General features: G+C 27.5%; 23 protein-coding genes. 12 read left to right on the top strand and 11 right to left on the bottom strand.

Annotated elements, in window-relative coordinates:
• Nucleotides 1–3: 3 nt before the first annotated feature.
• From CPEL_RS02965 to gatC, 3 genes are read right to left on the bottom strand one after another with little or no spacing between them, the layout of a single operon-like run.
• The gene (locus tag CPEL_RS02965) at nt 4–465 is read right to left on the bottom strand and encodes a Fur family transcriptional regulator (protein ID WP_044598553.1); all 462 of its coding nucleotides are present in this window, start codon (nt 463–465) and stop codon (nt 4–6) included.
• A complete protein-coding gene (locus tag CPEL_RS02960; RefSeq protein WP_044598552.1) occupies nt 455–1024 on the bottom strand; it encodes a CvpA family protein in 570 nt (189 codons plus the stop codon). Before CPEL_RS02960 ends, CPEL_RS02965 begins: the two co-directional genes overlap by 11 nt.
• A 22-nt stretch (nt 1025–1046) precedes the next feature.
• Nucleotides 1047–1334 (bottom strand): Asp-tRNA(Asn)/Glu-tRNA(Gln) amidotransferase subunit GatC, encoded by a 288-nt coding sequence (gene gatC, locus CPEL_RS02955; RefSeq protein ID WP_044598551.1) that lies wholly within the window; start codon nt 1332–1334, stop codon nt 1047–1049.
• Between the two features lie 160 nt (nt 1335–1494).
• On the opposite strand from gatC, the gene CPEL_RS02950 reads away from it, so the two are divergent.
• The 6 genes from CPEL_RS02950 (at nt 1495) to pyk (ending at nt 6903) form a co-directional block, all read left to right on the top strand.
• Nucleotides 1495–2043, top strand: a complete 549-nt coding sequence (locus CPEL_RS02950; RefSeq protein ID WP_044598550.1) for a hypothetical protein — start codon at nt 1495–1497, stop codon at nt 2041–2043.
• Entirely contained in the window at nt 2040–3035 is a 996-nt protein-coding gene (locus CPEL_RS02945) for a hypothetical protein (RefSeq protein WP_044598549.1), read from the top strand. The genes CPEL_RS02950 and CPEL_RS02945 overlap by 4 nt, the downstream gene beginning before the upstream one ends.
• A gap of 1 nt (nt 3036) precedes the next feature.
• On the top strand, nt 3037–3372 hold the full coding sequence (locus CPEL_RS02940) for a hypothetical protein (protein ID WP_044598548.1): 336 nt from the start codon (nt 3037–3039) through the stop codon (nt 3370–3372).
• On the top strand, nt 3359–3982 hold the full coding sequence (locus CPEL_RS02935; protein ID WP_044598547.1) for a type III pantothenate kinase: 624 nt from the start codon (nt 3359–3361) through the stop codon (nt 3980–3982). The genes CPEL_RS02940 and CPEL_RS02935 overlap by 14 nt, the downstream gene beginning before the upstream one ends.
• Nucleotides 3983–4092: 110 nt before the next feature.
• Nucleotides 4093–5439 (top strand): FAD-dependent oxidoreductase, encoded by a 1347-nt coding sequence (locus tag CPEL_RS02930; RefSeq protein WP_044598546.1) that lies wholly within the window; start codon nt 4093–4095, stop codon nt 5437–5439.
• A gap of 12 nt (nt 5440–5451) precedes the next feature.
• Nucleotides 5452–6903: a pyruvate kinase gene (gene pyk / locus CPEL_RS02925; protein ID WP_044598545.1), complete on the top strand. Its 1452-nt coding sequence runs from the start codon at nt 5452–5454 to the stop codon at nt 6901–6903.
• A 7-nt stretch (nt 6904–6910) separates the two neighbouring features.
• Here pyk and gmhA read toward each other — a convergent pair whose 3' ends face one another.
• Genes gmhA through CPEL_RS02905 form a run of 4 tightly spaced genes read right to left on the bottom strand, consistent with a single transcriptional unit; the run spans nt 6911 to nt 10327 of the window.
• Nucleotides 6911–7471 (bottom strand): D-sedoheptulose 7-phosphate isomerase, encoded by a 561-nt coding sequence (gene gmhA, locus CPEL_RS02920; protein ID WP_044598544.1) that lies wholly within the window; start codon nt 7469–7471, stop codon nt 6911–6913.
• Nucleotides 7464–8834 (bottom strand): D-glycero-beta-D-manno-heptose-7-phosphate kinase, encoded by a 1371-nt coding sequence (rfaE1, locus tag CPEL_RS02915; protein WP_044598543.1) that lies wholly within the window; start codon nt 8832–8834, stop codon nt 7464–7466. The genes gmhA and rfaE1 overlap by 8 nt, the downstream gene beginning before the upstream one ends.
• Entirely contained in the window at nt 8827–9780 is a 954-nt protein-coding gene (gene rfaD / locus CPEL_RS02910) for an ADP-glyceromanno-heptose 6-epimerase (protein WP_044598542.1), read from the bottom strand. The genes rfaE1 and rfaD overlap by 8 nt, the downstream gene beginning before the upstream one ends.
• Before the next feature lies 1 nt (nt 9781).
• Nucleotides 9782–10327, bottom strand: a complete 546-nt coding sequence (locus tag CPEL_RS02905; protein ID WP_044598541.1) for a D-glycero-alpha-D-manno-heptose-1,7-bisphosphate 7-phosphatase — start codon at nt 10325–10327, stop codon at nt 9782–9784.
• An 88-nt stretch (nt 10328–10415) separates the two neighbouring features.
• On the opposite strand from CPEL_RS02905, the gene CPEL_RS02900 reads away from it, so the two are divergent.
• Nucleotides 10416–10721, top strand: a complete 306-nt coding sequence (locus CPEL_RS02900) for a cytochrome c553 (RefSeq protein WP_044598540.1) — start codon at nt 10416–10418, stop codon at nt 10719–10721.
• 24 nt (nt 10722–10745) lie between these two features.
• Here the strand turns inward: CPEL_RS02900 and ccoS are convergent, their stop codons facing one another.
• Both ccoS and CPEL_RS02890 read right to left on the bottom strand, forming a co-directional pair.
• Nucleotides 10746–10949 (bottom strand): cbb3-type cytochrome oxidase assembly protein CcoS, encoded by a 204-nt coding sequence (gene ccoS / locus CPEL_RS02895; RefSeq protein WP_044598539.1) that lies wholly within the window; start codon nt 10947–10949, stop codon nt 10746–10748.
• Nucleotides 10946–13300, bottom strand: coding sequence for a heavy metal translocating P-type ATPase (locus CPEL_RS02890; protein WP_044598538.1), 2355 nt, complete (start codon nt 13298–13300; stop codon nt 10946–10948). Before CPEL_RS02890 ends, ccoS begins: the two co-directional genes overlap by 4 nt.
• Before the next feature lie 174 nt (nt 13301–13474).
• Between CPEL_RS02890 and rho the strand changes: the two genes are divergently transcribed.
• Nucleotides 13475–14779 carry a transcription termination factor Rho gene (rho, locus tag CPEL_RS02885; protein ID WP_044598537.1) on the top strand — a complete coding sequence of 435 codons (1305 nt, stop codon included), beginning with the start codon at nt 13475–13477 and terminating at the stop codon, nt 14777–14779.
• Nucleotides 14780–14781: 2 nt separating this feature from the next.
• Nucleotides 14782–16314, top strand: a complete 1533-nt coding sequence (locus tag CPEL_RS02880; RefSeq protein ID WP_044598536.1) for a DNA polymerase III subunit gamma/tau — start codon at nt 14782–14784, stop codon at nt 16312–16314.
• On the opposite strand, the gene cfrA is transcribed toward CPEL_RS02880, so the two are convergent.
• Complete coding sequence (cfrA, locus tag CPEL_RS02875) at nt 16311–18404, bottom strand: TonB-dependent ferric enterobactin receptor CfrA (protein WP_044598535.1); 2094 nt, start codon at nt 18402–18404, stop codon at nt 16311–16313. The two genes, CPEL_RS02880 and cfrA, sit on opposite strands and share 4 nt — an antisense overlap.
• 153 nt (nt 18405–18557) lie before the next feature.
• Between cfrA and exbB the strand changes: the two genes are divergently transcribed.
• From exbB to CPEL_RS02860, 3 genes are read left to right on the top strand one after another with little or no spacing between them, the layout of a single operon-like run.
• The gene (exbB, locus tag CPEL_RS02870; protein WP_044598534.1) at nt 18558–18989 is read left to right on the top strand and encodes a TonB-system energizer ExbB; all 432 of its coding nucleotides are present in this window, start codon (nt 18558–18560) and stop codon (nt 18987–18989) included.
• On the top strand, nt 18982–19371 hold the full coding sequence (gene exbD / locus CPEL_RS02865) for a TonB system transport protein ExbD (protein WP_044598533.1): 390 nt from the start codon (nt 18982–18984) through the stop codon (nt 19369–19371). Before exbB ends, exbD begins: the two co-directional genes overlap by 8 nt.
• Entirely contained in the window at nt 19368–20042 is a 675-nt protein-coding gene (locus CPEL_RS02860; RefSeq protein ID WP_044598532.1) for an energy transducer TonB, read from the top strand. The genes exbD and CPEL_RS02860 overlap by 4 nt, the downstream gene beginning before the upstream one ends.
• A gap of 23 nt (nt 20043–20065) precedes the next feature.
• On the opposite strand, the gene CPEL_RS02855 is transcribed toward CPEL_RS02860, so the two are convergent.
• The gene (locus tag CPEL_RS02855) at nt 20066–20509 is read right to left on the bottom strand and encodes a DUF411 domain-containing protein (RefSeq protein WP_044598531.1); all 444 of its coding nucleotides are present in this window, start codon (nt 20507–20509) and stop codon (nt 20066–20068) included.
• Between the last annotated feature and the right edge of the window lie 332 nt (nt 20510–20841).

The raw sequence follows: 20841 nt of genomic DNA, 5'->3' as shown, positions 1-20841 counted from the left end.
TATTTACCTTTGTTTTTTTACACATTGTGGACACAAGCCATAAAGCTGCATCAAATGCCCAGTTAATTTAAAATTATATTCTTTTGCAATTAACATTTGCTGTTGCTCAATAATAGAATTTTCAAATTCCACTATTTCACCACAACTTTTACAAATTAAATGATCATGATGAGGCTTATTTGCAAGTTCAAATTTTTTACCTGAAGCACCAAAGGATATAGAAGTAGCCATACCAGATTCTTCTAACAAATTTAAAGTTCTATAAACAGTGGCAATACCTACATTTAATTCAGGATTATTTTGTTTAATCTCTACATACAAACTTTCTGGAGTATAGTGTTTATCACTATTATATAAAGTTTTTAATAAAATCTCGCGTTGCTTTGTGTATTTTAAACCATTATCTTTAAGCGTTTTTTTAAAACGCTCAAGTAGCACATCATACTCTATATTTTCAATTTGCATTATCTGCCTCCGAATTTAAACTCAAATTAGAATCTTTAATCTGCTCTTCTATTTTCTCTAAACCATTTTGAGTAAAATCTGTATTCATTATATATTCGCCTGTTTTTTTAAGCAAATCTAAAGTATGACTATTATTTGCATATTTTTCTAAACTTGAATTTAAAAATTCAATATTACTTATACAAGCAATTAAAATAGCAAAAACTAGAAAAATTTTAGCACTACCAAACAAAAAACCACCTATGCGATCTATAAAACCCAGTCCACTCATGCTAAACATTTTTGATAAAATATTTCCCAAAAGCATACACACAACCCAAATCACAATAAGCAAAGCTAAAAATCCAGCGAAAATTCCAAGATTCTCATTTTGGATTTGGTAAAAATTATTATTAATAATTTGTGCAACATCTTTAGCGTATCTTGATGCAAGCAGCACACCGCCAACAATACCCAATAAACCAAAAATTTCTTTAAATAAACCGCTTACTAAGCCTTTTAAGCCTAAAATTATTGTTAAACCTACAACAAAAACATCAAACCAAGAAAAATTTTCCATTTAACCATGACTCCATAATTAATTATTCTATTATTTTAGGAACAACAAAAAATCCATCTTGGGATTTTGGAGCATGTTTGCTAACTTCATTAATTACTTCAGACTTTTTACTTTCATCATTCCTAAAAGGTGTTCCGCCTTTAGTAGTACTTGTTATAGCTTCTATATTATTCAAATCAAGCTCATCTAATTTTTCAACAAAATTTACAATTTGACTTAATTGTTCTTTTAATTCACATCTTTTATCATCAGCTATTTTTAAAGCACTTAATTTTTCAAGCTTACTTAGCAATTTATCATCAATTTGCATTATTTACCTTAATTTTAAATTTTTATATTTATCCAAAAATATTTATCTTCTTAGATAAAAAATTATAACATAAAATAATTTATTTTTTTATTTTTATATGTTACAATTGTAGCTTTTAAACAAGATTTTATTATCACAATAAACAATAAAAAGGAAAAATATGTCTTTTAAAGATAACTTCAAAGCAGTCAAAGAAGAATTAAATTCACAAGAGCAATTAATGGAAAATTTTATAAAAAGTGAGCGTTTTATAAAAAAATATAAATATTATATTATTGCTTTAATAGTAATTATTCTTGTTTATTTTAGTGGAAGTTATTTTTATAATCTAATTCGTGAAAAAAATATTCAAGAAAGCAATGCTATTTTTTCTGAGCTATTGAAAAACCCTAACAATCAACAACTACTTGAAGAACTAAAACAAAAAAACACCAATTTATATGCTATTTTTTTAATGGCTAACAAAAACACTCAAGATCTAAACCAAACTTTACAACTTAATTTAGATCCTTTGCTCAAACAAATTATACTAGCTCAAAATAACCAAAAATCAGAATTTTTAAAAGATTACAATATTTTATTAAAAGGCTATACTTTTTTAAAACAAAACAAATTTAAAGAAGCAGATATTGAATTTAATAAAATACCTATCAACTCGCCATTACAGCAAATTGTTACTAGTTTAAAACACTACCAAGGAATAAAATGAGACAAATTTATTTTTTCATAGCCATATTGATTTTTCTTAACGCTTGTGGAACAAAAAGAGAATACTACCAGCCATCTAAAATTGAAAATTTACCTAATACAGCCAAGCAAATAAATGGTTCTATTGTTGATTTTAATAACAATATAGCTCAATTAAATAATGGTAGTTTTATTGATAATAATGGCAATATTATAAAATTTAATCTAGATAAAAATTACAACATTATAAACGCCTATCAAGATGAAATTTTAACAGCAGATGACAATGGAAATTTTAAAATTTATAATACCAAACATGAAGAAATATTTTCGTATAAATTTAATGAAAGTGTTGTAAGTGCAAGTATAGATGGTGATGATATTGCTTTAATTTTAGCTAGCAATACTTTAGTTTATGCAAATAAAAACCTAGGAATTAAATTTATACAAAATTTAGGGACAGCTTATGCACAAGATAGTCGTTTTGCTAACCCATATTTTTTAAATACTATTATTATATACCCTATGCTCAATGGCAAACTTGCCATAGTAAATAAAAGTTCTTTAAAAGTCATTAGAGAGATTATTGTTAGTAGCGAAGAATTTTTTAATAATGTCATTTATCTTAATATTCAAGATGATAAAATGATTGCTGCAACAGATCAAAAAATAATCGTCGTAACTCCAAATAGAACCTTATATCTTAATGAAAATATTAAAGATGTCAATGTTGGAAATCAAGAAATATTTATACTAACCAAAGATGGTAGAGTAATAAAAACCGACTTAAATCTTAGAAAAATTGATGAAGTAAAATTCCAATTTGCACTTTTTTCAAAAAGTACTTTTTATGATAATTTCTTGTATATTTTTGAAAAAACAGGATATCTAATCAAGATAGATTCTAATTTAAAACAATACAATGTTTATAAATTTAGTGATGCTGTAGATAAAAAAAGTTTTATGAAAAATAACCAATTTTTCTACCAAAACAAAGTATTGCAATTAAATTAAAATGAATACACATTTTAATAATATACTATATAAGCACAAAATTATTTTAAAAAATTTCCAAGAATTAGATATTTGTGCTTTTAGCAAAAAAAAGAATTTATACTGCTTCTATGGTAAAGACAACAAAGATCAGTTCTATCTTGTTTTATTTTCCTTTGCTAAAAGTAGAATACTTCTTAATTATATACTAGAAGTAGAAAAAATTATTTCAAACATTATAAACCATCTTAATAATATAAATTTTGCAAATATTATTTTTTTTCATCAAGCACCAATTTGTTCTAAAGCCCAAAAAGAATTTAATTCTAAAGGATTTAAAAATTATGCTTTTATGTGATGTTGGCAATACTACAGCCAGTTTTTTAGATGATCAAAAATTTCATTCAATGGATATAGAACATTTCTTACAATATGAGCCAAAAGAAAAAATATTTTATATTAATGTCAATCCTAATTTAGAAGAAAAATTACAAACTAATCCTTTATTTGTAAATTTAGCGCCATATTTTAATTTTGATACTATTTATAAAAATTTAGGTATAGATAGAATAGCAGCTTGCTACACAATAGAAGATGGTGTGGTAGTGGATGCAGGATCAGCTATCACTGTGGATATAGTGTCTAATTCTATCCATTTAGGTGGTTTTATACTACCAGGTATAGAAAGTTATAAAAAATCTTTTCTTAGTATTTCTTCAAAATTAAATTATGAATTTAATACTCAAATAAATTTCGATGCATTCCCGCAAAGAACAAAAGATGCTCTAAGTTATGGTGTTATTAAAAGCATCTACTTACTTATAAAAGATAGTGCTTATAATAAAAAATTATATTTTACTGGTGGAGATGGACAATTTCTTGCTAATTTTTTCGATTATGCTATTTATGATAAATTTTTAATTTTTAGAGGTATGAAAAAAGCTGTTTGTGAAAATTTTAAACTTTAAAAGTATTTTTTACATAAAATGTATAAATATTATAAGCTTTATTTAAACTCAAAAAAACTATATTTTGATATCATAACAAAATCAAACATACTCAAAAGGAAAAAATAACAATGGATCAAAAATACTTTGATACCGTAGTCATTGGCGGAGGTATATCCGGTGCTGCTGTGTTTTATGAGCTAGCAAGATATACAAATATCCAAAATATTGCTTTATTAGAAAAATACAATAGTGCTGCAACCTTAAATAGCCATGGAACTAGTAATTCACAAACCATTCATTGTGGCGATATAGAAACTAATTATACTTTAGAAAAAGCGAAAAAAGTTAAAAAAACTGCTGATATGATCGTAAAATACGCTCTATTGCAAAATGCACAAAACAAATTCATGTATTCTCATCAAAAATTAGCTCTTGGAGTTGGAGAAGAAGAGTGTATATACATGAAAAATCGCTATGAGGAATTTAAACAACTATATCCTTATATAAAATTTTACACTAAAAATGAAATTAAAAAAATAGAACCTAATGTTGTTCTAAACCACAATGGAACGAATGATAGGGAAGATGAAGTTGTTGCTATGGGTGTAGAATCAGGAGAAATTTACACCACAGTTGATTTTGGATTAATGAGCCAAAATTTAATAGAACAAGCTTCTAAACAAGGTAAAAATACTCATGTGGCATTTAATCAAGAAGTGGTTTTTATAGAAAAAAAAGACGATGTTTTTTATATAAAAACAAGAGATTTTAAAGAATATATAACAAAATCCATTATAGTAAATGCTGGTGCTCATTCTTTATTTTTAGCTCATAAAATGGGTATAGGGCTAGATAAATCGTGTTTTCCTGTTGCTGGAAGTTTTTATCTAGCTAGAAGAAAAATTTTAAATGGAAAAGTTTATATGGTTCAAAATCCTAAACTTCCTTTTGCGGCATTACACGGAGATCCTGATTTGCTTGCCAATATGAATACGCGTTTTGGTCCAACTGCATTGGTTATTCCTATGCTAGAAAGATACCATGGGTACAAATCTTTACCTGAATTTTTCAAAACCTTAAATCTTGATATGAATGTAATAAAAATTTGTTTTAATCTTTTTAAAGATTCTACTATTAGAAATTATATACTTTATAATTATTTATTTGAAATTCCTTATATCAATAAGAAATTATTTGTCAAAGATGCAAGAAAAATAGTTCCTAGCTTGCAAACAAGTGATATTTATTATGCGAAAAATTTTGGTGGTGTTCGTCCACAAGTTCTTGATAAAAAAGCAGGAGAGTTAATGCTTGGTGAAGCTAGTATAACAGAAATTCCAGGTATTATATTTAACATGACTCCAAGTCCAGGAGCAACAAGCTGTCTTGGAAATGGCTATAGAGATGCAAAACTTATTTGTCAATATTTAGGTGCAAACTTTAACGAGGATTTATTCACAAGCGAACTACTATAAAAAGGATAAAAAATGCTAAAGAAAACAAAAATTGTAGCTACAATAGGGCCAGCAAGTGAAGATGAAGCTGTTATTAGACAAATGATTATAAATGGCGTAAATGTTTTTCGCTTAAATTTTTCTCATGGGAGCCATGAATATCATAGTAAAAATTTAAATACAATAAGAAAAATAGCTACTGAGCTAAATGCAAGAATTGGTATTTTACAAGATATTAGTGGTCCCAAAATTAGAACACTAAAAATAAATGAAGCTTTTGAGTTAAAAAGTGGTGATAGGCTTGATTTTTACAAAGATAATTTTGAAGGAGAAAAATTATCTAATGAGCATTATAAAGTATGCATAAACCATCCAGAAATTCTTCCTATGTTAAAAGTTGGAGAGTATATTTATCTTTGTGATGGCTCAATCAAAACAAAAGTAGTGCAAATTAATGAAAATTTTATTCAAACTCAAGTTGAAAATAACGGGGTATTGAGCTCAAACAAAGGAATTAACTTTCCAAATACAAAAATAAATATAGATATTATCACACAAAAAGATAAAGATGATTTAGCTTGGGGTATAAGAAATGATGTTGATTTTTTAGCCATATCTTTTGTTCAAAATGCACATGATATAGATGAAGTAAAAAAAATACTTAATGAAAACAATGCTAAAATAGCTATTTTTGCAAAAATAGAGAAATTTGATGCTGTAGAAAATATTGATGAAATCATTAATTGCAGTGATGGCATAATGGTTGCAAGAGGTGATTTGGGTATTGAAGTTCCTTATTACAAGGTTCCAAATATACAAAAGCTTATTATAAAAAAAGCTAACGAAGCAAATAAACCTGTTATCACAGCCACTCAAATGCTTTTTTCATTAGCAAAATCCAAAACTGCTACAAGGGCTGAAATTTCAGATGTTGCTAATGCGGTGCTTGATGGCACTGATGCAGTTATGCTTAGCGAAGAAAGTGCTATTGGTGTTGATCCAGCCAATGCGGTTGATATCATGACTCAAACTATTATAGAAGCAGAAAAAAATTATCCATATAATAAATTTGATAATTTTCATTGTTTCAACGAAACAGATATTATCGCAAAATCAAGCACTCAATTAGCTACTAACTTGAATGCAGATGCTATCTTTACACTCACAAGTAGTGGTGCATCAGCTATAAAAACTGCACGATATCGTCCAAAAATGGATATTATAGCTATAACGCATTCTAAAAAAGCTTTAAATTTTTTAAGCATAGTTTGGGGAGTTCAACCTGCTATTTTAATCGAAAAACATGAAAATTTAACAGAACTTTTAAGCAATTCAGTAAAACTTGGCATTGAAAAAGGTTTAATGCAAAAAGAAGGTGTGTATACATTAACAGCTGGATTTCCAGTAGGTGTTGCAGGTAGCACTAATCTTATTAGAATTTTACAAAAAGAACAAATTGAATACTATTTAAGCTTGAGTAAATAAATCAAGCTTAAAATTGTTCTTCTATTAACTCGCAAAGACAATGTATGATTAAAATATGCATTTCTTGAATTCTTGCAGTATCATTTGATGAAACCACTAAATTTATATCACAAATTTTATTCATATCTCCGCCATTTTTTCCGCTAAGCCCTATACAAAAACCACCAAGCTCTTTTGCTTTTTCAAAAGCATTTAAAACATTTTTGCTTTTACCACTAGTTGAAATGCCTATTAAAACATCATTTTTATTTAACAAAGCCTCAACTTGCCTTGAAAATACAAATTCAAAACCATAATCATTACCTATGGCACTAAGTGCGGAAGTATCAGTGCTTAATGCTATAGCTGCTAGTGCTTTTCTTTCTTTTTTATACCTTCCGCTAAGCTCAGCTGCAAAATGTTGGCTATCTGCTGCACTTCCACCATTGCCACAAATTAAGATTTTTCCATTATTTTGTAAGCAATTTAACAAAATTGCACCCACTTTTATAATTTCATCTTTCAATGCTAAAGTTTTTTCTAAAACTTCTTGATGATTTTTAAATTCTTGTTCAATTTTTTCAATCATTTTTAATCCTATTTATAATATTTGTAGTGCTAAAGCCATCTTCAAATTCTATTAATTTTACTTTTTTAACTAAATTTGAGCCTACTACTTCTTTGTCTTTATAATCAGCACCTTTTACTAAAATATCAGGTTTTAAAAAGTTAATTAATTCATAAGGAGTATCCTCATCAAAAATCACAACATAATCAACAAAATACAAACTAGCAAGCATACAAGCGCGTTCAAATTCATTATTTATAGGTCTATCACTACCTTTTAATCTTTTTACACTTTTATCAGAATTTAAACCTACGACTAAAATATCGCCTAGTTTTTTTGCTTTTTCAAGGTATTTTATATGACCAAAATGCAAAATATCAAAACATCCATTTGTAAAAACTATATTTTTATTTTGTATATTTTTTAAAAGCTCTTCTTTAGTTTTTATTTTATTTTCAAAAGATGATTTTTCAAGGTTTTTAACCTCATCAAAACTCACACTCACACTTCCTACTTTAGCTACTACCACAGCTGCTACTTTATTTGCTAATTCACAAGCCTTTAAAATATCTATATTTAAAGCAAGAGCATAAGCAAGCATAGCTATTACACTATCTCCAGCACCCGTTACATCATAAACTTCTAAAGCCTTAGCAGGAATTATGTGTAATTTTTCGTCAAAAACAGCTATTCCTTCTTCTGATAAAGTAATAATGGAGTATTTTAAATTATAATCATCTTTTAATTTTTTTATAAAAAATTCTAAATTATCTAAATTATCCACGCCTAAAGCATTCATAGCTTCTTTTTTATTTGGAGTTAATAAAGTAGCATTTTTATATTTTGAAAAATCACTTCCTTTTGGATCTACTAAAACAGGTATATTTAAAGAATTTGCTATGCTTATGAGCTCTTTGCATACTTTATCGCTTAAGGTGCCTTTTTTATAATCGCTTAAAATAAGTGCTTCAAAATTTTTTATTATTTTTTTAAACTCATCTATCAATTCATCTTCTAATTTTGTCTCAAAATCATTTTCATCATCAAGCCTTAAAACTTGCTGAGAATGAGATAAAATTCTACTTTTTAAAGGCGTTTTTCTACCATTTTCTATTAATAATTTTGCGTTTAAATTTTCTTGTAAAAATCTTCCGCTTTCATCATCACCTATAATGCCTAATGCATAAACATCAGCACCTAGACTTTTTAAATTCGCATAAACATTACCAGCCCCACCTAATCTTTTGTCTTCTTTTTTTGATTTTACTACCATAACAGGTGCTTCAGGACTTATCCTTTCGCAATCACACCATATATAATGATCTACCATAAAATCACCTACCACTAAAATCCTAGGCTTTTTAGAACTTAAAAAATCAAGCATTTATTTCCTTTTGAAAAATTCTTTTTATCTCAGGCAGATAATCTTTTATGCCATCTTCTAAACTAAATTTTGGCCTATAAGAAAAACTCTCATCTAATTTTGCTTGAGTGTGAAACTGATAAGCCTTTTTGTAAGGATTTGGTATATATTCGCATTTTAAATTTGTATTTAATTCTTTTTGCAAAATATTTACTATATCTTGAAAAGTTCTAGCTTTTCCAGTTGCTACATTATAAATTCCATTTTTTGAATTTAAAGCTTGCAAATTCGCACTTACCACATCTTTAATATATACAAAATCTCTATAAATCCTATCACTTCCTTCAAATAATCTTGGATTTTTATTTGATAAAATTTGCAAGCCAAATTGCAATATCATAGAGGCTGTAGTATTTTTAAAAAATTCATTTTTACCATAAACATTAAAATATCTAAGCCCTATTATATGCATTTTGTCAAAATATTTTTTTGCTAAATTATCCATCATTAATTTTGAAAAAGCGTAGGGATTTTTAGGTGCTTCGCTAAAATCCACACATTGTGGGCTAGGTGCATCTCCATAAACAGAAGCTGAACTTGCATAAATTAATTTAGCATTAAGTTCTAAAGAAAGTTTGATAAAATCAGCAAAAGTATTTAAATTTGTAGTTAAGACTTTGTTTTGGTTATAAGCAGTTGTATCAGAGATTGCAGCTTTGTGAAAGATTACATCGGGTTTAAAATTTTTAATTACTTTTAAAGTTTTTTCATCATTAATATCCCCTGTATAAAGCTCACCTTTAAAATCTAATAAATTTTTAAAATGCCCAAAGCACTCTAAATTTCCATTATCTAATCTATCCCCTCCTTGCATTTTATCTACAATCAAAACTTCATGCTCATTTTGAAGCTCTAATGCAAGATTAGATCCTATAAAACCAGCCCCACCTGTTATAACAACTCTCATTTTAATCCTTTAAATATCTTAAAAGTTCTTTTAAATTTTTAAAAACTTTATAATTTTCATTATCTTTATAATCTTCATTTATCAAAAATAAATTCTTAATCTTTGCATTAATTCCTGCTTGCATATCAGTAATATTATCTCCTATGAAAAAAGATTTTTCCATATTTATATTAAATTCATTTTGTGCTTTTAAAAGCATAGCAGGCTTTGGCTTTCTACATTCGCAACCATCTAAATGCGGACAATGATAAATTTTTTGTATTTTTATATCTTTTTTTGAAAATTCATTTATCATATAAGAACTTAAAATTTCAAAATCTTTTTCACTATAGTAGCCTCTTGCTATGCCTGATTGATTAGTTATAACAAAAATTAAAAAATCTTTTTGCATAAAAAATTCACAAAGCTCAAAAATACCATCGCAAAATTCAAAATCTTCTATCTTATGGACATATTTTTTATCTATATTTATAATTCCATCTCTATCTAAAAACAAAGCATTTTTTTTCATAGAAAAATTATAATGTATTTTTATTAAGATTTTCATAATATATCGATTATTTTTTTAAGCCAATATAAATAAAAAAATCATATAATTAGTAGTATTTTATTTTCAATTTTATAGGAGAAATACAATGAAAAAATTACTTGTTTTATCGGCGTTAGCTTGTCTTGGCGTTTCAGCTTATGCTGCAGATGGTGCTACACTTTATAAAAAATGTGCAGTTTGCCATGGTGCAAAAGCTGATAAAGTTTACTTAAATAAAGTTCCAGCTTTAAATTCTTTAACTCCAGCTGAAAGATTACAATACATGAAAGAATATGCAGCAGGTACAAGAAATGCTTATGGCCAAGGTGCTATCATGAAAATCAATCTTAAAGGTTTAACAGAAGCAGATTTTCAAGCTATTGAAAATTACATCGAAAGCCTAAAAAAATAAATCAAAACAGCCTCTTTGGCTGTTTTATTGTTTTTTATTCTTTAACGCTTCTTCTTTTCTTTTTTCAAGCAAATACGCATCATTTAAAGCTTCTTCACTATCATTTAAAGTAGTGAATTTATAATCATCATCAAATTGTTTGTTTTTAATCCCCCAAAGCAAAGCACATATTGCTAAAAATAAAGCAATCAGTGAAACGCCTATCATCATCATCAAAACGCCATTCATTTTTTAATCCTTAATGCATTTAAAACTACTATTATACTACTAAAAGACATAGATAAAGCTGCTATAAGAGGATTGATTAGTCCAAAAAAAGCTAAAGGCATAGTTAGAGCATTATAAAACAATGAAAAAGCTAAATTTTGTTTTATAATCATATAAGTTTTTTTGGAAATTAAAATTGCTTTTTGCAAACTTTGTAGATCATTTTTAAGTAAAATAATATCACAATTTTGCATTGCAAGCTCAGAACCTTCTTTTAAAGAAATGCCAACACCTGCATAAGAAAGAGCTAAAGCATCATTTACCCCATCTCCTATCATTAAAACCTTACCCTGCTGATTTAACTCATATACCATTTGCATTTTATCTTCTGGCATACAAGAGGCTTTATAGTTTTTTATTCCTAAAGCATATGCTACTTTTTCCGCAGCGTTTTGATTATCACCTGTTAACATGTAAATTTGCATATTTTGTTTTTTCATAAAATTAATTAATTTTTGAGAGCTTTCTCTGATTTGATCTTCTAATTCAAAAATTGCTAAAATCTTTTTATTTTTAGCAAATATAAAATGCGTTCCTTGAATTTCATCTATTTTATTTATATATATATTATTCTCATTGAAAAATCTTTTATTTCCACCTAAAAATTCATTCTCCTTTATAAAAGCCTTATAACCCTTTGCTTGAAAATTTTGTATATTTTCAAATCTAATGTTTTCTAATACACCATCTTTTAAATAATCTAAAATACTTTTGGCAACTGGATGGTTGGTTAATCTCAAAAAACAAATCAATTCATTTATATCTAAATCATCATCTAAAATACTTTTTTTAACTTCTAATTTAGCCTTAGTTAAAACACCTGTTTTATCAAAAACAGCTATATTGCATTTACTTAAATCTTCTACAACTCCAGCTTCTTTAAATAAAATTTTTTCTTTTAAAGCCGTGCTAATTGCAACTAGCGAACTCACAGGAGTTGCCAACGCCAAAGCACAAGGACAAGCTATAATTAATACAGAAACCATTCTAATAACAGCTTCTTCTATTGTTAAATTTAAAATAAAATAAGTAAAAATAAAACACAAAAAAGAACAAGTTAAAATAATAGGCGAAAAATATCTACTAATTTGATTAACTTTTTTTTCAATTTTTGCTTTTTTTGAGCTTGAATTTTCAAGTAAAGTAATAATCCGAGCTAGTTTAGAATCCTTATAAAGTGCTTTTGCTTCATATAAAATATTACCATTTAACACCAAAGAAGCAGAATATATAATATCTTTTTTTTGAATATCTATTGGTATGCTTTCTCCACTTAAACTAGAAACATCTAAACTTGCATTACCACTTACACACTCACCATCAATTAAAACAATATCTCCTTCTTTTAATTCTATAATGTCTCCTATTTTTACTTCTTCAACATCAACAAGTTCTATTTTATTATTTCTTAAAACCCTTACTTCATCACAAAGTAACGATCTTAAATGATCGAGTGTATCAAGTGCTTTTTTCTTACTTAAAAGTTCTAAATACTTACCTATAAAAACAAAACAAATTATCATTGCAACAGAATCAAAATACACTTGAGAAGCTCTTGAAAACATTGCCCACAAAGAATATATATAGGCTAAACTTGCTCCGCTAATTACCAAAGTATCCATATTAATGTTTTTAAATTTTAAAGCATAATATGCATTTTTATAAAAAACAGAACCTGTATAAAAAAGCACAGGAGTGCAAAGTAAAAATTCAGCAAAATGTAAAATATCTTTTGTATCAGCATCCATTCCACTAAAAAAACCTGCATATTTTGCAACAGATATCCACATAATATTCATCACACAAGCTAAAGCGACAATTAATTTTGCATAAAAATCTCTTTTAGTTTGTGTCGCTCTTTGCTCACTTTTTGTTGGAGAATATACACTAGCTTTGTATCCTATACTTTCTATATTTTGTATGATTTTTGCTAAATTAATAATATTTGCATCAAAAACAATTCTAGCTTTATGAGTAATAGAATTTATGTCTACTTCTATCACTCCATCACTTTTTATCAAAATTTTTTCATTTAACCAAACACAAGCAGCACAATGAATTTCTTCTATTAATAAAAAAATTTCACTAAAACCATCTTCAGTCTTTTGTATGTATTTTTCATAGTCTTTGACATTATGATTAATTTCAACAGGAGATAGTGTTTGATTCCCAAGTTTTTCATAAAATTCTTCTAAACCGCTTTCTTTAAGTATTTCATAAACACTTTGACAACCTTTACAGCAAAAGTAAGATCCATTTTTTTCAATCATCTGCTCTTGTTTAAAATCTAACTGACAGTGCTTGCATTTCATTATTTTACTTTCTTTAAATTTTTTAAAATATTTTATCATCTTTTTAAAAATTACAATTTTAAAAATATTTACAAAGCTATATTATAATTTCAAAAATTTGACAAAATAGTATTTTTTTTAATAAAATCTTGTATTCATTTTTAAATACTACATTTTCTACATTTTAGAGGATATATGGAAAATACGAAAGAAAAAAAACAACATCAACGAACACACATTCCTGTGGAAGGCTACAAAATAGAAGATTTAAAGTTGCTTGATTTAGAAAGCTTAATAAAAATAGCTAGCGAAGCTGATATAGAAAATCCAAGAGAATTTAGAAGACAAGATCTTATATTTGAAATTTTAAAAGCTCAAACAAAAAAAGGTGGCTTTATACTTTTTACAGGGATTTTAGAAATTTCTCCAGAAGGCTATGGCTTTTTACGCGGAATGGATTCAAATTTAAGCGATAGTGTAAATGATGCTTATGTATCAAACTCACAAATTCGTAAATTTGCTCTGCGTGTTGGAGATATAGTAACAGGACAAGTTAGAGAGCCAAAAGATCAAGAAAAATACTATGCTTTATTAAAAATTGAAGCGATTAATTATCTCCCTTTAAAAGAAGCTAGAGAAAGGCCTTTATTTGATAATCTAACTCCTATTTTTCCAACTCAAAAAATTAAACTAGAATATGATCCACTTAAATTAACTGGAAGAATGCTTGATCTTTTTGCACCTATAGGAAAAGGGCAACGCGGACTTATAGTAGCTCCTCCTAGAACAGGTAAAACAGAATTAATGAAAGAACTAGCCGCAGCTATAGCTAAAAATCATCCAGAAGCACATTTAATAGTTCTTTTAGTTGATGAAAGACCAGAAGAAGTTACCGATATGCAAAGATGTGTAAAGGGTGAAGTGTTTAGCTCTACTTTTGATTTACCAGCTTATAATCATGTTAGAGTAGCTGAGCTTGTTATAGAAAAAGCAAAAAGAATGGTAGAAACTGGAAAAGATGTGATTATATTGCTTGATTCTATCACAAGATTAGCAAGAGCTTATAATACCGCAACTCCTAGTAGTGGCAAGGTATTAAGCGGTGGGGTTGATGCAAATGCATTGCATAAACCAAAACGCTTTTTTGGAGCTGCTAGAAATATAGAAAATGGTGGCTCACTAACTATCATAGCAACTGCCTTAATTGAAACAGGATCAAGAATGGATGAAGTTATTTTTGAAGAATTTAAAGGCACGGGAAATAGTGAAATAGTATTAGATAGAAGTATATCTGATAGAAGAATTTATCCTGCTATAAATATAATAAAATCAGGAACTAGAAAAGAAGAACTGCTTCAAGGGGTGGAAAAATTACAAAAAATATGGGCTATAAGATCAGCTATCTCTCAAATGGATGATATAGAAGCGTTAAAATTTTTATATTCAAAAATGCTTAAAACTAAAAGTAATGAAGAATTATTATCTATTATGAATGAGTAAAAATGCTTCAAGCACTAGCTATAAAATATAGACCAAAAAATTTCAATGAACTTGTAGGACAAAACACCGTTTCTACAAGTTTAAAATACGCGCTTGAAAATAATCGCTTAGCGCATGCATATTTATTTTCAGGCTTACGAGGAAGTGGAAAAACTTCAAGTGCAAGAATTTTTTCAAGAGCTTTGGTGTGCGAAAAAGGGCCAAGTGCTAACCCTTGTGGAGAATGCTCTCAATGTATATCTTCATTAAATGGATCAAATATAGACATTATAGAAATGGATGCTGCAAGCCATAGAAGTTTAGAAGACATACAAGAGCTTATCGAGCAAGTTAAGTATGCTCCATCATTAGCAAGATTTAAAATTTTCATCATTGATGAAGTTCATATGCTTACCTCGCAAGCTGCAAATGCTTTACTTAAAACATTAGAAGAGCCACCAAGCTATGTGAAATTTATACTTGCTACAACTGATCCTTTAAAATTACCAGCAACTGTTCTTTCAAGAACGCAGCATTTTAGGTTTAAACAAATTTCTACACATGATATTTTAAATCATCTTGAGTGGATTTTAGAAAAAGAAAATATAAGCTATGAAAAAGAAGCTTTGAAACTCATTGCAAGAAGTGGAAATGGATCTTTAAGAGATACTTTAACCTTACTTGATCAAGCTATAGTATATTGTCAAAATCACATACAAACGCAAAAAATAACAACAATGCTAGGTTTTTTAGATCCTGCTAAAATCGAAGAATTTTATCAAGCTATTTTAAATAGCAATAAAGACAAGGTTCTTGAATTTTTAAAAGATTTTGAAGATTATGAAGCAAGTAATGTTATTGATGAAATGATATTTTTTTTAAAAGAAGCTTTCTTTGCTAAAAATAATCTTTTTTCTATGTTAATTTATGAAAGATTTTTTAGAATTCTTTCGCGTGCTAAAACAATGCTAAATTCAAGTGACGATGATAGTTTTGTTCTTTGCGTTATGGCTTTTATGCTTATAGAAGCAACACATTTAAAAACCATTGATGAGGCTATTAAAGGTTCAAAACAAGATAACACGCCAAGTCCAAAACAACAAGAAATTCCTCCTATTCAACAAACCCCTAAAGAAGAAAAACTTAATCCTTATGAAAATTTATTAAAAACCATTTATAAAAGAGATTATGATTTAGCAGAGGTTTTCAAAAAAACAACGCAATTTATCTCTTTTGAAAATAATATTTTAAATATAAGTTCTCATGCAAAAGACAATGATAGAATAGTTTTAAATAATGGTTTTAAGCTTATTAAGACATTACTTCATGAACTCTTTGGGGAAAATGCACAAATTAAAATTCAAAAAATAGAACCCTTAGAAACACAAAAATTACAAGATATATTCAAAACGCCCATAAAACAAGAAACAACAAATACTCCAAATTTAAATGAGCATTTTGAAAATTTTAAAAAAGATGCTAAAAAATATGATCCAAAAGAAGAAACCAAAGAAGCTCTTAATAAACTCTTTGGCTCTCCGCAAATAGAAAGTTAAAAATTACCATTTATAGAAATATAAAACCTTCTTCCTTCTTCAATGCGGTTGTAGGTATTTACCCAAATATCTTCACCCTTACTCTTATAAGATTCCCAATCATTTGTAAAACTTTTATCAAAAAGATTATAAATTGATGCATTGATATTCCAATTTTTATTGATATCATAACGCACACCCATAGAAGCTAAAAAGACATCTTGATAATATTCTCTGTTGATATTTGTATCACCCATATAACGATCTATTTGCCACTCACCTTTTACCCATGGAGTAAATTTATTAAAGATATTATAACTTGCTTTTAGCATGATATTATGTTTTAAATCACCATTTTCAGGCTTTCCTATTAAACTTTTATCTTGTGCATCTTTTACTTCACTATCAAGATAAGTATAAGCTAAATCTAAATTTAAATGCTCTATAGGAGAAATCCCTGCTCCAAGTTCTATGCCTTTGTATTCAACTTTTCCATGATTAATCGCTTGATAACAAGTACCAGCTTCACACATTCCAACGCCAGAAATCATACTGCCATTGCTAAATTTTTGACTAGAAATTTTATCTTTGAAATTGGTTAAAAACCCAGTTGCCAAAATATAAAACAAATCATTATTATAAACAGCACCTAATTCATAGTTAAGCGATGTTTCTTCTTTTAAATTTGGATTTCCATATATAGGATATTTTCCTTGACCTCCATAATTATAACTTCCTGCTATTAATCTATTAGCATAAGGGGTTCTAAAGCCAGTTGAAACACCACCTTTTAAGGTAAGTTCGCTGGTAGGATTATAAACTAAATAAGCTCTTGGAGAGATGTTATTTCCAAAAATTTCATGATGATTATACCTTGCACCAAAAGTAAATCTTAAATCATCTCTTATGCTATACTCATCTTCTGCAAAAAAAGCTAATAAATATTGATCAAAATTAGTAGGATTAGCGATTTTATCTTGCATTTTCTCAAGTCTATATTCACCACCCACGCTTAAAATGTGACTTTGGCCTAAAGGAATAACTGATTTTGTATCTAAAATAATATCTTCAGCTAGTATATCTCTATTTTGTCCTAAAAATGGCTGTGTTTTTTGGCCAACTACTTCTCTACCATCATTACTCACACGATTATACTGCAAAGTAGAAGTAATCGAAAAATTCTCATAAACACCATCATGGCTTAAATAAGTTACCAACTTATCTACTTGCATAGTATCTGTATAACCACCAGTTAAAGAACCATCATTTTTATCTGTTGGCTTAGTCAGTGTGCCTAATTGGCCTTTTTTATTATCATAATGATTTCTTGAAAAATCAATATCAAATATCAAAGTATTATAATCATCTACTAAATAATTTAACCGAGTTCCTAAATTAAAATTATTAGCTTTTGTAGGGCTTTGTGCTTGATCACCTTGCACTCTTTGGCCACTTCCATTGCTAAATTCAACATTAGATTGTTCTCTATAAAATTCTCTAAAACGCAAAGCAAGTCCTAAACGATCATTCATCAATGGACCACTAGAATATATACTAGTTCCATAAGAATTGCCCCATTCTTTGTGTGTGTTAAAAATACTATCTAAACTGACTGATGTTTCCCATTTATCACTTACTTTTTTTGTGATGATATTTACAACACCACCCAAAGCTTCAGAACCATATAAAGTACTCATTGGCCCTTTTATTACTTCTATTCTTTCTATACTAGAAATTGGTGGTAAAAATGAATTTGAAATTTCATTAAAACCATTAGGCCCAACTTCTCCACCTATGCCTTGACGACGCCCATCAATTAAAATTAAAGTATAACCGGTAATTCCTCTCATAGTAATATTATAAGAACCAGTTTTTCCTTTGCTAGCAAATAAATCCACTCCAGGAATATCTGCAATTGCCTCAGCAACATCCCTATAAGGCTTACTTTCTAAATCTTTTTTGCTAATCACATTTATAGTAGCAGGAGCTTCTTTGATATCTTGAGAAAATCCAGAAGCACTTACTATAGAGCTATCTAGTAAAACCTCTTGCGATAAAGCATTAGAAGCTAAAAAACTAGCAACACAAACTGACAAAATATGTTTTTTCATTATTTCCTTTCTTGCTAAAAAATTTAAAATCGTTATATTATGATAACAATTATTAATTTTATATAAATTTAATATCAATTATGATAATTGATATTAATAAAAAATTTAGCTTATAAGAATATAATTTCAAAAAATTTAAACAAATGGAGAAAAATGGAATTTTTAAAAACTTATATTGACTTAATCATTTTCATAGTTTTGGGAATTATGGCTTTTTTAGCTTTTTATTGCACTATAGAGCGTATTTTGTTTTTTAGAAAAATAAATTTTAATGATTATAAAAAACAAGAAAATTTTGATGATGCTATTAGTGAAAATCTAACAATGATTTACATAATCTACACAAACGCACCTTATGTAGGACTTTTAGGAACAGTGGTTGGAATTATGATAACATTTTATGATATGGGTTTAAGCGGAGATATTGATGTAAAATCAATAGTAATTGGATTATCCTTAGCTCTAAAAGCCACTGCTTTAGGAATATTAGTTGCTATTCCATCTTTAATGGCTTATAATGGATTACTTAGAAAAATATCTCTTTTGAGTAACTCATATCGTATTTTTAAGGATAATAATGCTTAAACTTCCAAAAAATGAAGGTTTAAACATCATACCTTTTATAGATATAATGTTAGTTTTACTAGCCATTGTTTTAAGTATATCTACTTTTATAGCACATGGAAAAATACAAATTGATTTACCAAAAAGTGAAATTTCAAATAATATAAACGAAAACAAAGATAAATTAAGCATCTTAATCGATAAAAATAATAATTTTTTCATAAATGATAAATTAAATTCTTTAGAAGAAATCGCTATAAAAATCAACAATACAGATTCAAAAACACTAATAGAATTAAAAAGTGATAAAAATGCTAAATTCGAAAGTTTTATCCAAATAATTGAAATTTTAAAAAGAAAAAATCATGAAAATTTTCAAATCATAACAGAGCGCAAAAGATGACTAAATTTATAAATAACCATAAAAATCAATCTTTTTTTATTACATCTTTTTTATTTTCTTTTATATTGTTTTCATTGGTTTATTCTAAAAATTTTTTACATATAAAACATACTAATATTAAAGAAGATCAGTTTAATCTAGCAATAACACATTTTTTACATCAAGCTATGCCAACTCCACCAAGTAACACAAATGAAAAAATAGACAAAAAGCAAATTGAAAAAGAACAAAAAATCACAAACAAACAGCAAAAAAATACCAAAAAAGAAAAACTTTTAGAAAAACCACTTCAAAAAGAAGTCAGCATCGAAAAAAATCAAGAAATTATAAACACAAAACAACCAACACTACAAGAAAATATTGCACCGCAAGAAGAAAGTATTTCACTAAATAATAACAATAATGAACTTTTAAAAGAAGTAAAACTAGCTATAGATAAAGCTTTAATTTATCCTAGACAAGCTAAAAAAATGCGTATAAGCGGGGAAATTTTTTTAGAATTTACATGGACAAAAGAAAAGGAATTAAAAAATTTAAAAATTATCACACCATCAAAATATAAAATTTTAAATGAAAGTGCTCTAAAAACCATACAAATTGCTTCAAAAAATTTCCCTCAATATGAAAAAACATTTCATATAAAAATACCTATAATTTACAAAATCCACTAATTATAAAACACATTTATGCTAATTTAAATTTTTTGATGTCCTTTATAAAAAGCATAGATTTTATAATCACCATTTTTTAGCATTAATATAACAGGATACTCTTCTTCATATCCTTGTTCCATTCCAGGACTACCTTGAGGCATACCAGGTGCTGAAATTCCTATAACATCTTTTGGTTTATTTTCTAAAAGCCAAGCAACCGCATCTTCAGGAACATGGCCTTCTATAGCATAACCATCAATTATACCCGTATGACAACTTTGATACATATCTTGAATTTTATATTCTTCTTTAATTTTTAAAAAATCATTAGTTTTATAAACATTAACTTTATATCCTTTTGTTTTCATATAATCAGCCCATAAATCACAACATCCACATGTTGGACTTTCATAAACATCAATACTTTTACTATTTGCTAATAACACTAAAGAGCTAAAACATAATGCAAAAAATACTTTTTTCATTTATCCTCCAAATAAATTTTTAAAATTATAAAAAACCAAAACAAACACATACCAAATCCAAATCACATCTTTTAATTAATTATCCTCATCACCCCAACCCAACCATACCTAAAACAAACAATCTAAACCCATAAGATTAAACTAAAAACTATTTCTCACTCAAACTCACTTACAAACACTCTTTTGTAAAAAATAAATCTCTATACCAATACTTTATCCACTCTAACACTAAAATAATTTATTTTACAAGCTAAACAATAAAAACCTAAAACTAAATCTAACACTAAAAAATAGCTATTTTTATAATAGGAAATAAAGAAAAATACATTAAA

Source organism: Campylobacter peloridis LMG 23910 (genome assembly GCF_000816785.1).
Taxonomy (GTDB): Bacteria; Campylobacterota; Campylobacteria; order Campylobacterales; family Campylobacteraceae; genus Campylobacter_D; species Campylobacter_D peloridis.
The sequence above is the reverse complement of the archived record's forward strand: the minus strand, read 5'-3'. Positions and strand labels throughout refer to the sequence as shown.

Coding starts and splice junctions, on each gene's coding strand:
- CPEL_RS02965 (WP_044598553.1), bottom strand. CDS start 465: ATGCAAATTGAAAATATAGAGTATGATGTGCTACTTGAGCGTTTTAAA.
- CPEL_RS02860 (WP_044598532.1), top strand. CDS start 19,368: ATGACTAAATTTATAAATAACCATAAAAATCAATCTTTTTTTATTACA.
- CPEL_RS02940 (WP_044598548.1), top strand. CDS start 3,037: ATGAATACACATTTTAATAATATACTATATAAGCACAAAATTATTTTA.
- rho (WP_044598537.1), top strand. CDS start 13,475: ATGGAAAATACGAAAGAAAAAAAACAACATCAACGAACACACATTCCT.
- CPEL_RS02905 (WP_044598541.1), bottom strand. CDS start 10,327: ATGAAAATCTTAATAAAAATACATTATAATTTTTCTATGAAAAAAAAT.
- pyk (WP_044598545.1), top strand. CDS start 5,452: ATGCTAAAGAAAACAAAAATTGTAGCTACAATAGGGCCAGCAAGTGAA.
- CPEL_RS02855 (WP_044598531.1), bottom strand. CDS start 20,509: ATGAAAAAAGTATTTTTTGCATTATGTTTTAGCTCTTTAGTGTTATTA.
- exbB (WP_044598534.1), top strand. CDS start 18,558: ATGGAATTTTTAAAAACTTATATTGACTTAATCATTTTCATAGTTTTG.
- CPEL_RS02935 (WP_044598547.1), top strand. CDS start 3,359: ATGCTTTTATGTGATGTTGGCAATACTACAGCCAGTTTTTTAGATGAT.
- CPEL_RS02945 (WP_044598549.1), top strand. CDS start 2,040: ATGAGACAAATTTATTTTTTCATAGCCATATTGATTTTTCTTAACGCT.
- gmhA (WP_044598544.1), bottom strand. CDS start 7,471: ATGATTGAAAAAATTGAACAAGAATTTAAAAATCATCAAGAAGTTTTA.
- rfaD (WP_044598542.1), bottom strand. CDS start 9,780: ATGAGAGTTGTTATAACAGGTGGGGCTGGTTTTATAGGATCTAATCTT.
- ccoS (WP_044598539.1), bottom strand. CDS start 10,949: ATGAATGGCGTTTTGATGATGATGATAGGCGTTTCACTGATTGCTTTA.
- CPEL_RS02960 (WP_044598552.1), bottom strand. CDS start 1,024: ATGGAAAATTTTTCTTGGTTTGATGTTTTTGTTGTAGGTTTAACAATA.
- CPEL_RS02950 (WP_044598550.1), top strand. CDS start 1,495: ATGTCTTTTAAAGATAACTTCAAAGCAGTCAAAGAAGAATTAAATTCA.
- cfrA (WP_044598535.1), bottom strand. CDS start 18,404: ATGAAAAAACATATTTTGTCAGTTTGTGTTGCTAGTTTTTTAGCTTCT.
- CPEL_RS02890 (WP_044598538.1), bottom strand. CDS start 13,300: ATGAAATGCAAGCACTGTCAGTTAGATTTTAAACAAGAGCAGATGATT.
- rfaE1 (WP_044598543.1), bottom strand. CDS start 8,834: ATGCTTGATTTTTTAAGTTCTAAAAAGCCTAGGATTTTAGTGGTAGGT.
- CPEL_RS02900 (WP_044598540.1), top strand. CDS start 10,416: ATGAAAAAATTACTTGTTTTATCGGCGTTAGCTTGTCTTGGCGTTTCA.
- exbD (WP_044598533.1), top strand. CDS start 18,982: ATGCTTAAACTTCCAAAAAATGAAGGTTTAAACATCATACCTTTTATA.
- CPEL_RS02880 (WP_044598536.1), top strand. CDS start 14,782: ATGCTTCAAGCACTAGCTATAAAATATAGACCAAAAAATTTCAATGAA.
- CPEL_RS02930 (WP_044598546.1), top strand. CDS start 4,093: ATGGATCAAAAATACTTTGATACCGTAGTCATTGGCGGAGGTATATCC.
- gatC (WP_044598551.1), bottom strand. CDS start 1,334: ATGCAAATTGATGATAAATTGCTAAGTAAGCTTGAAAAATTAAGTGCT.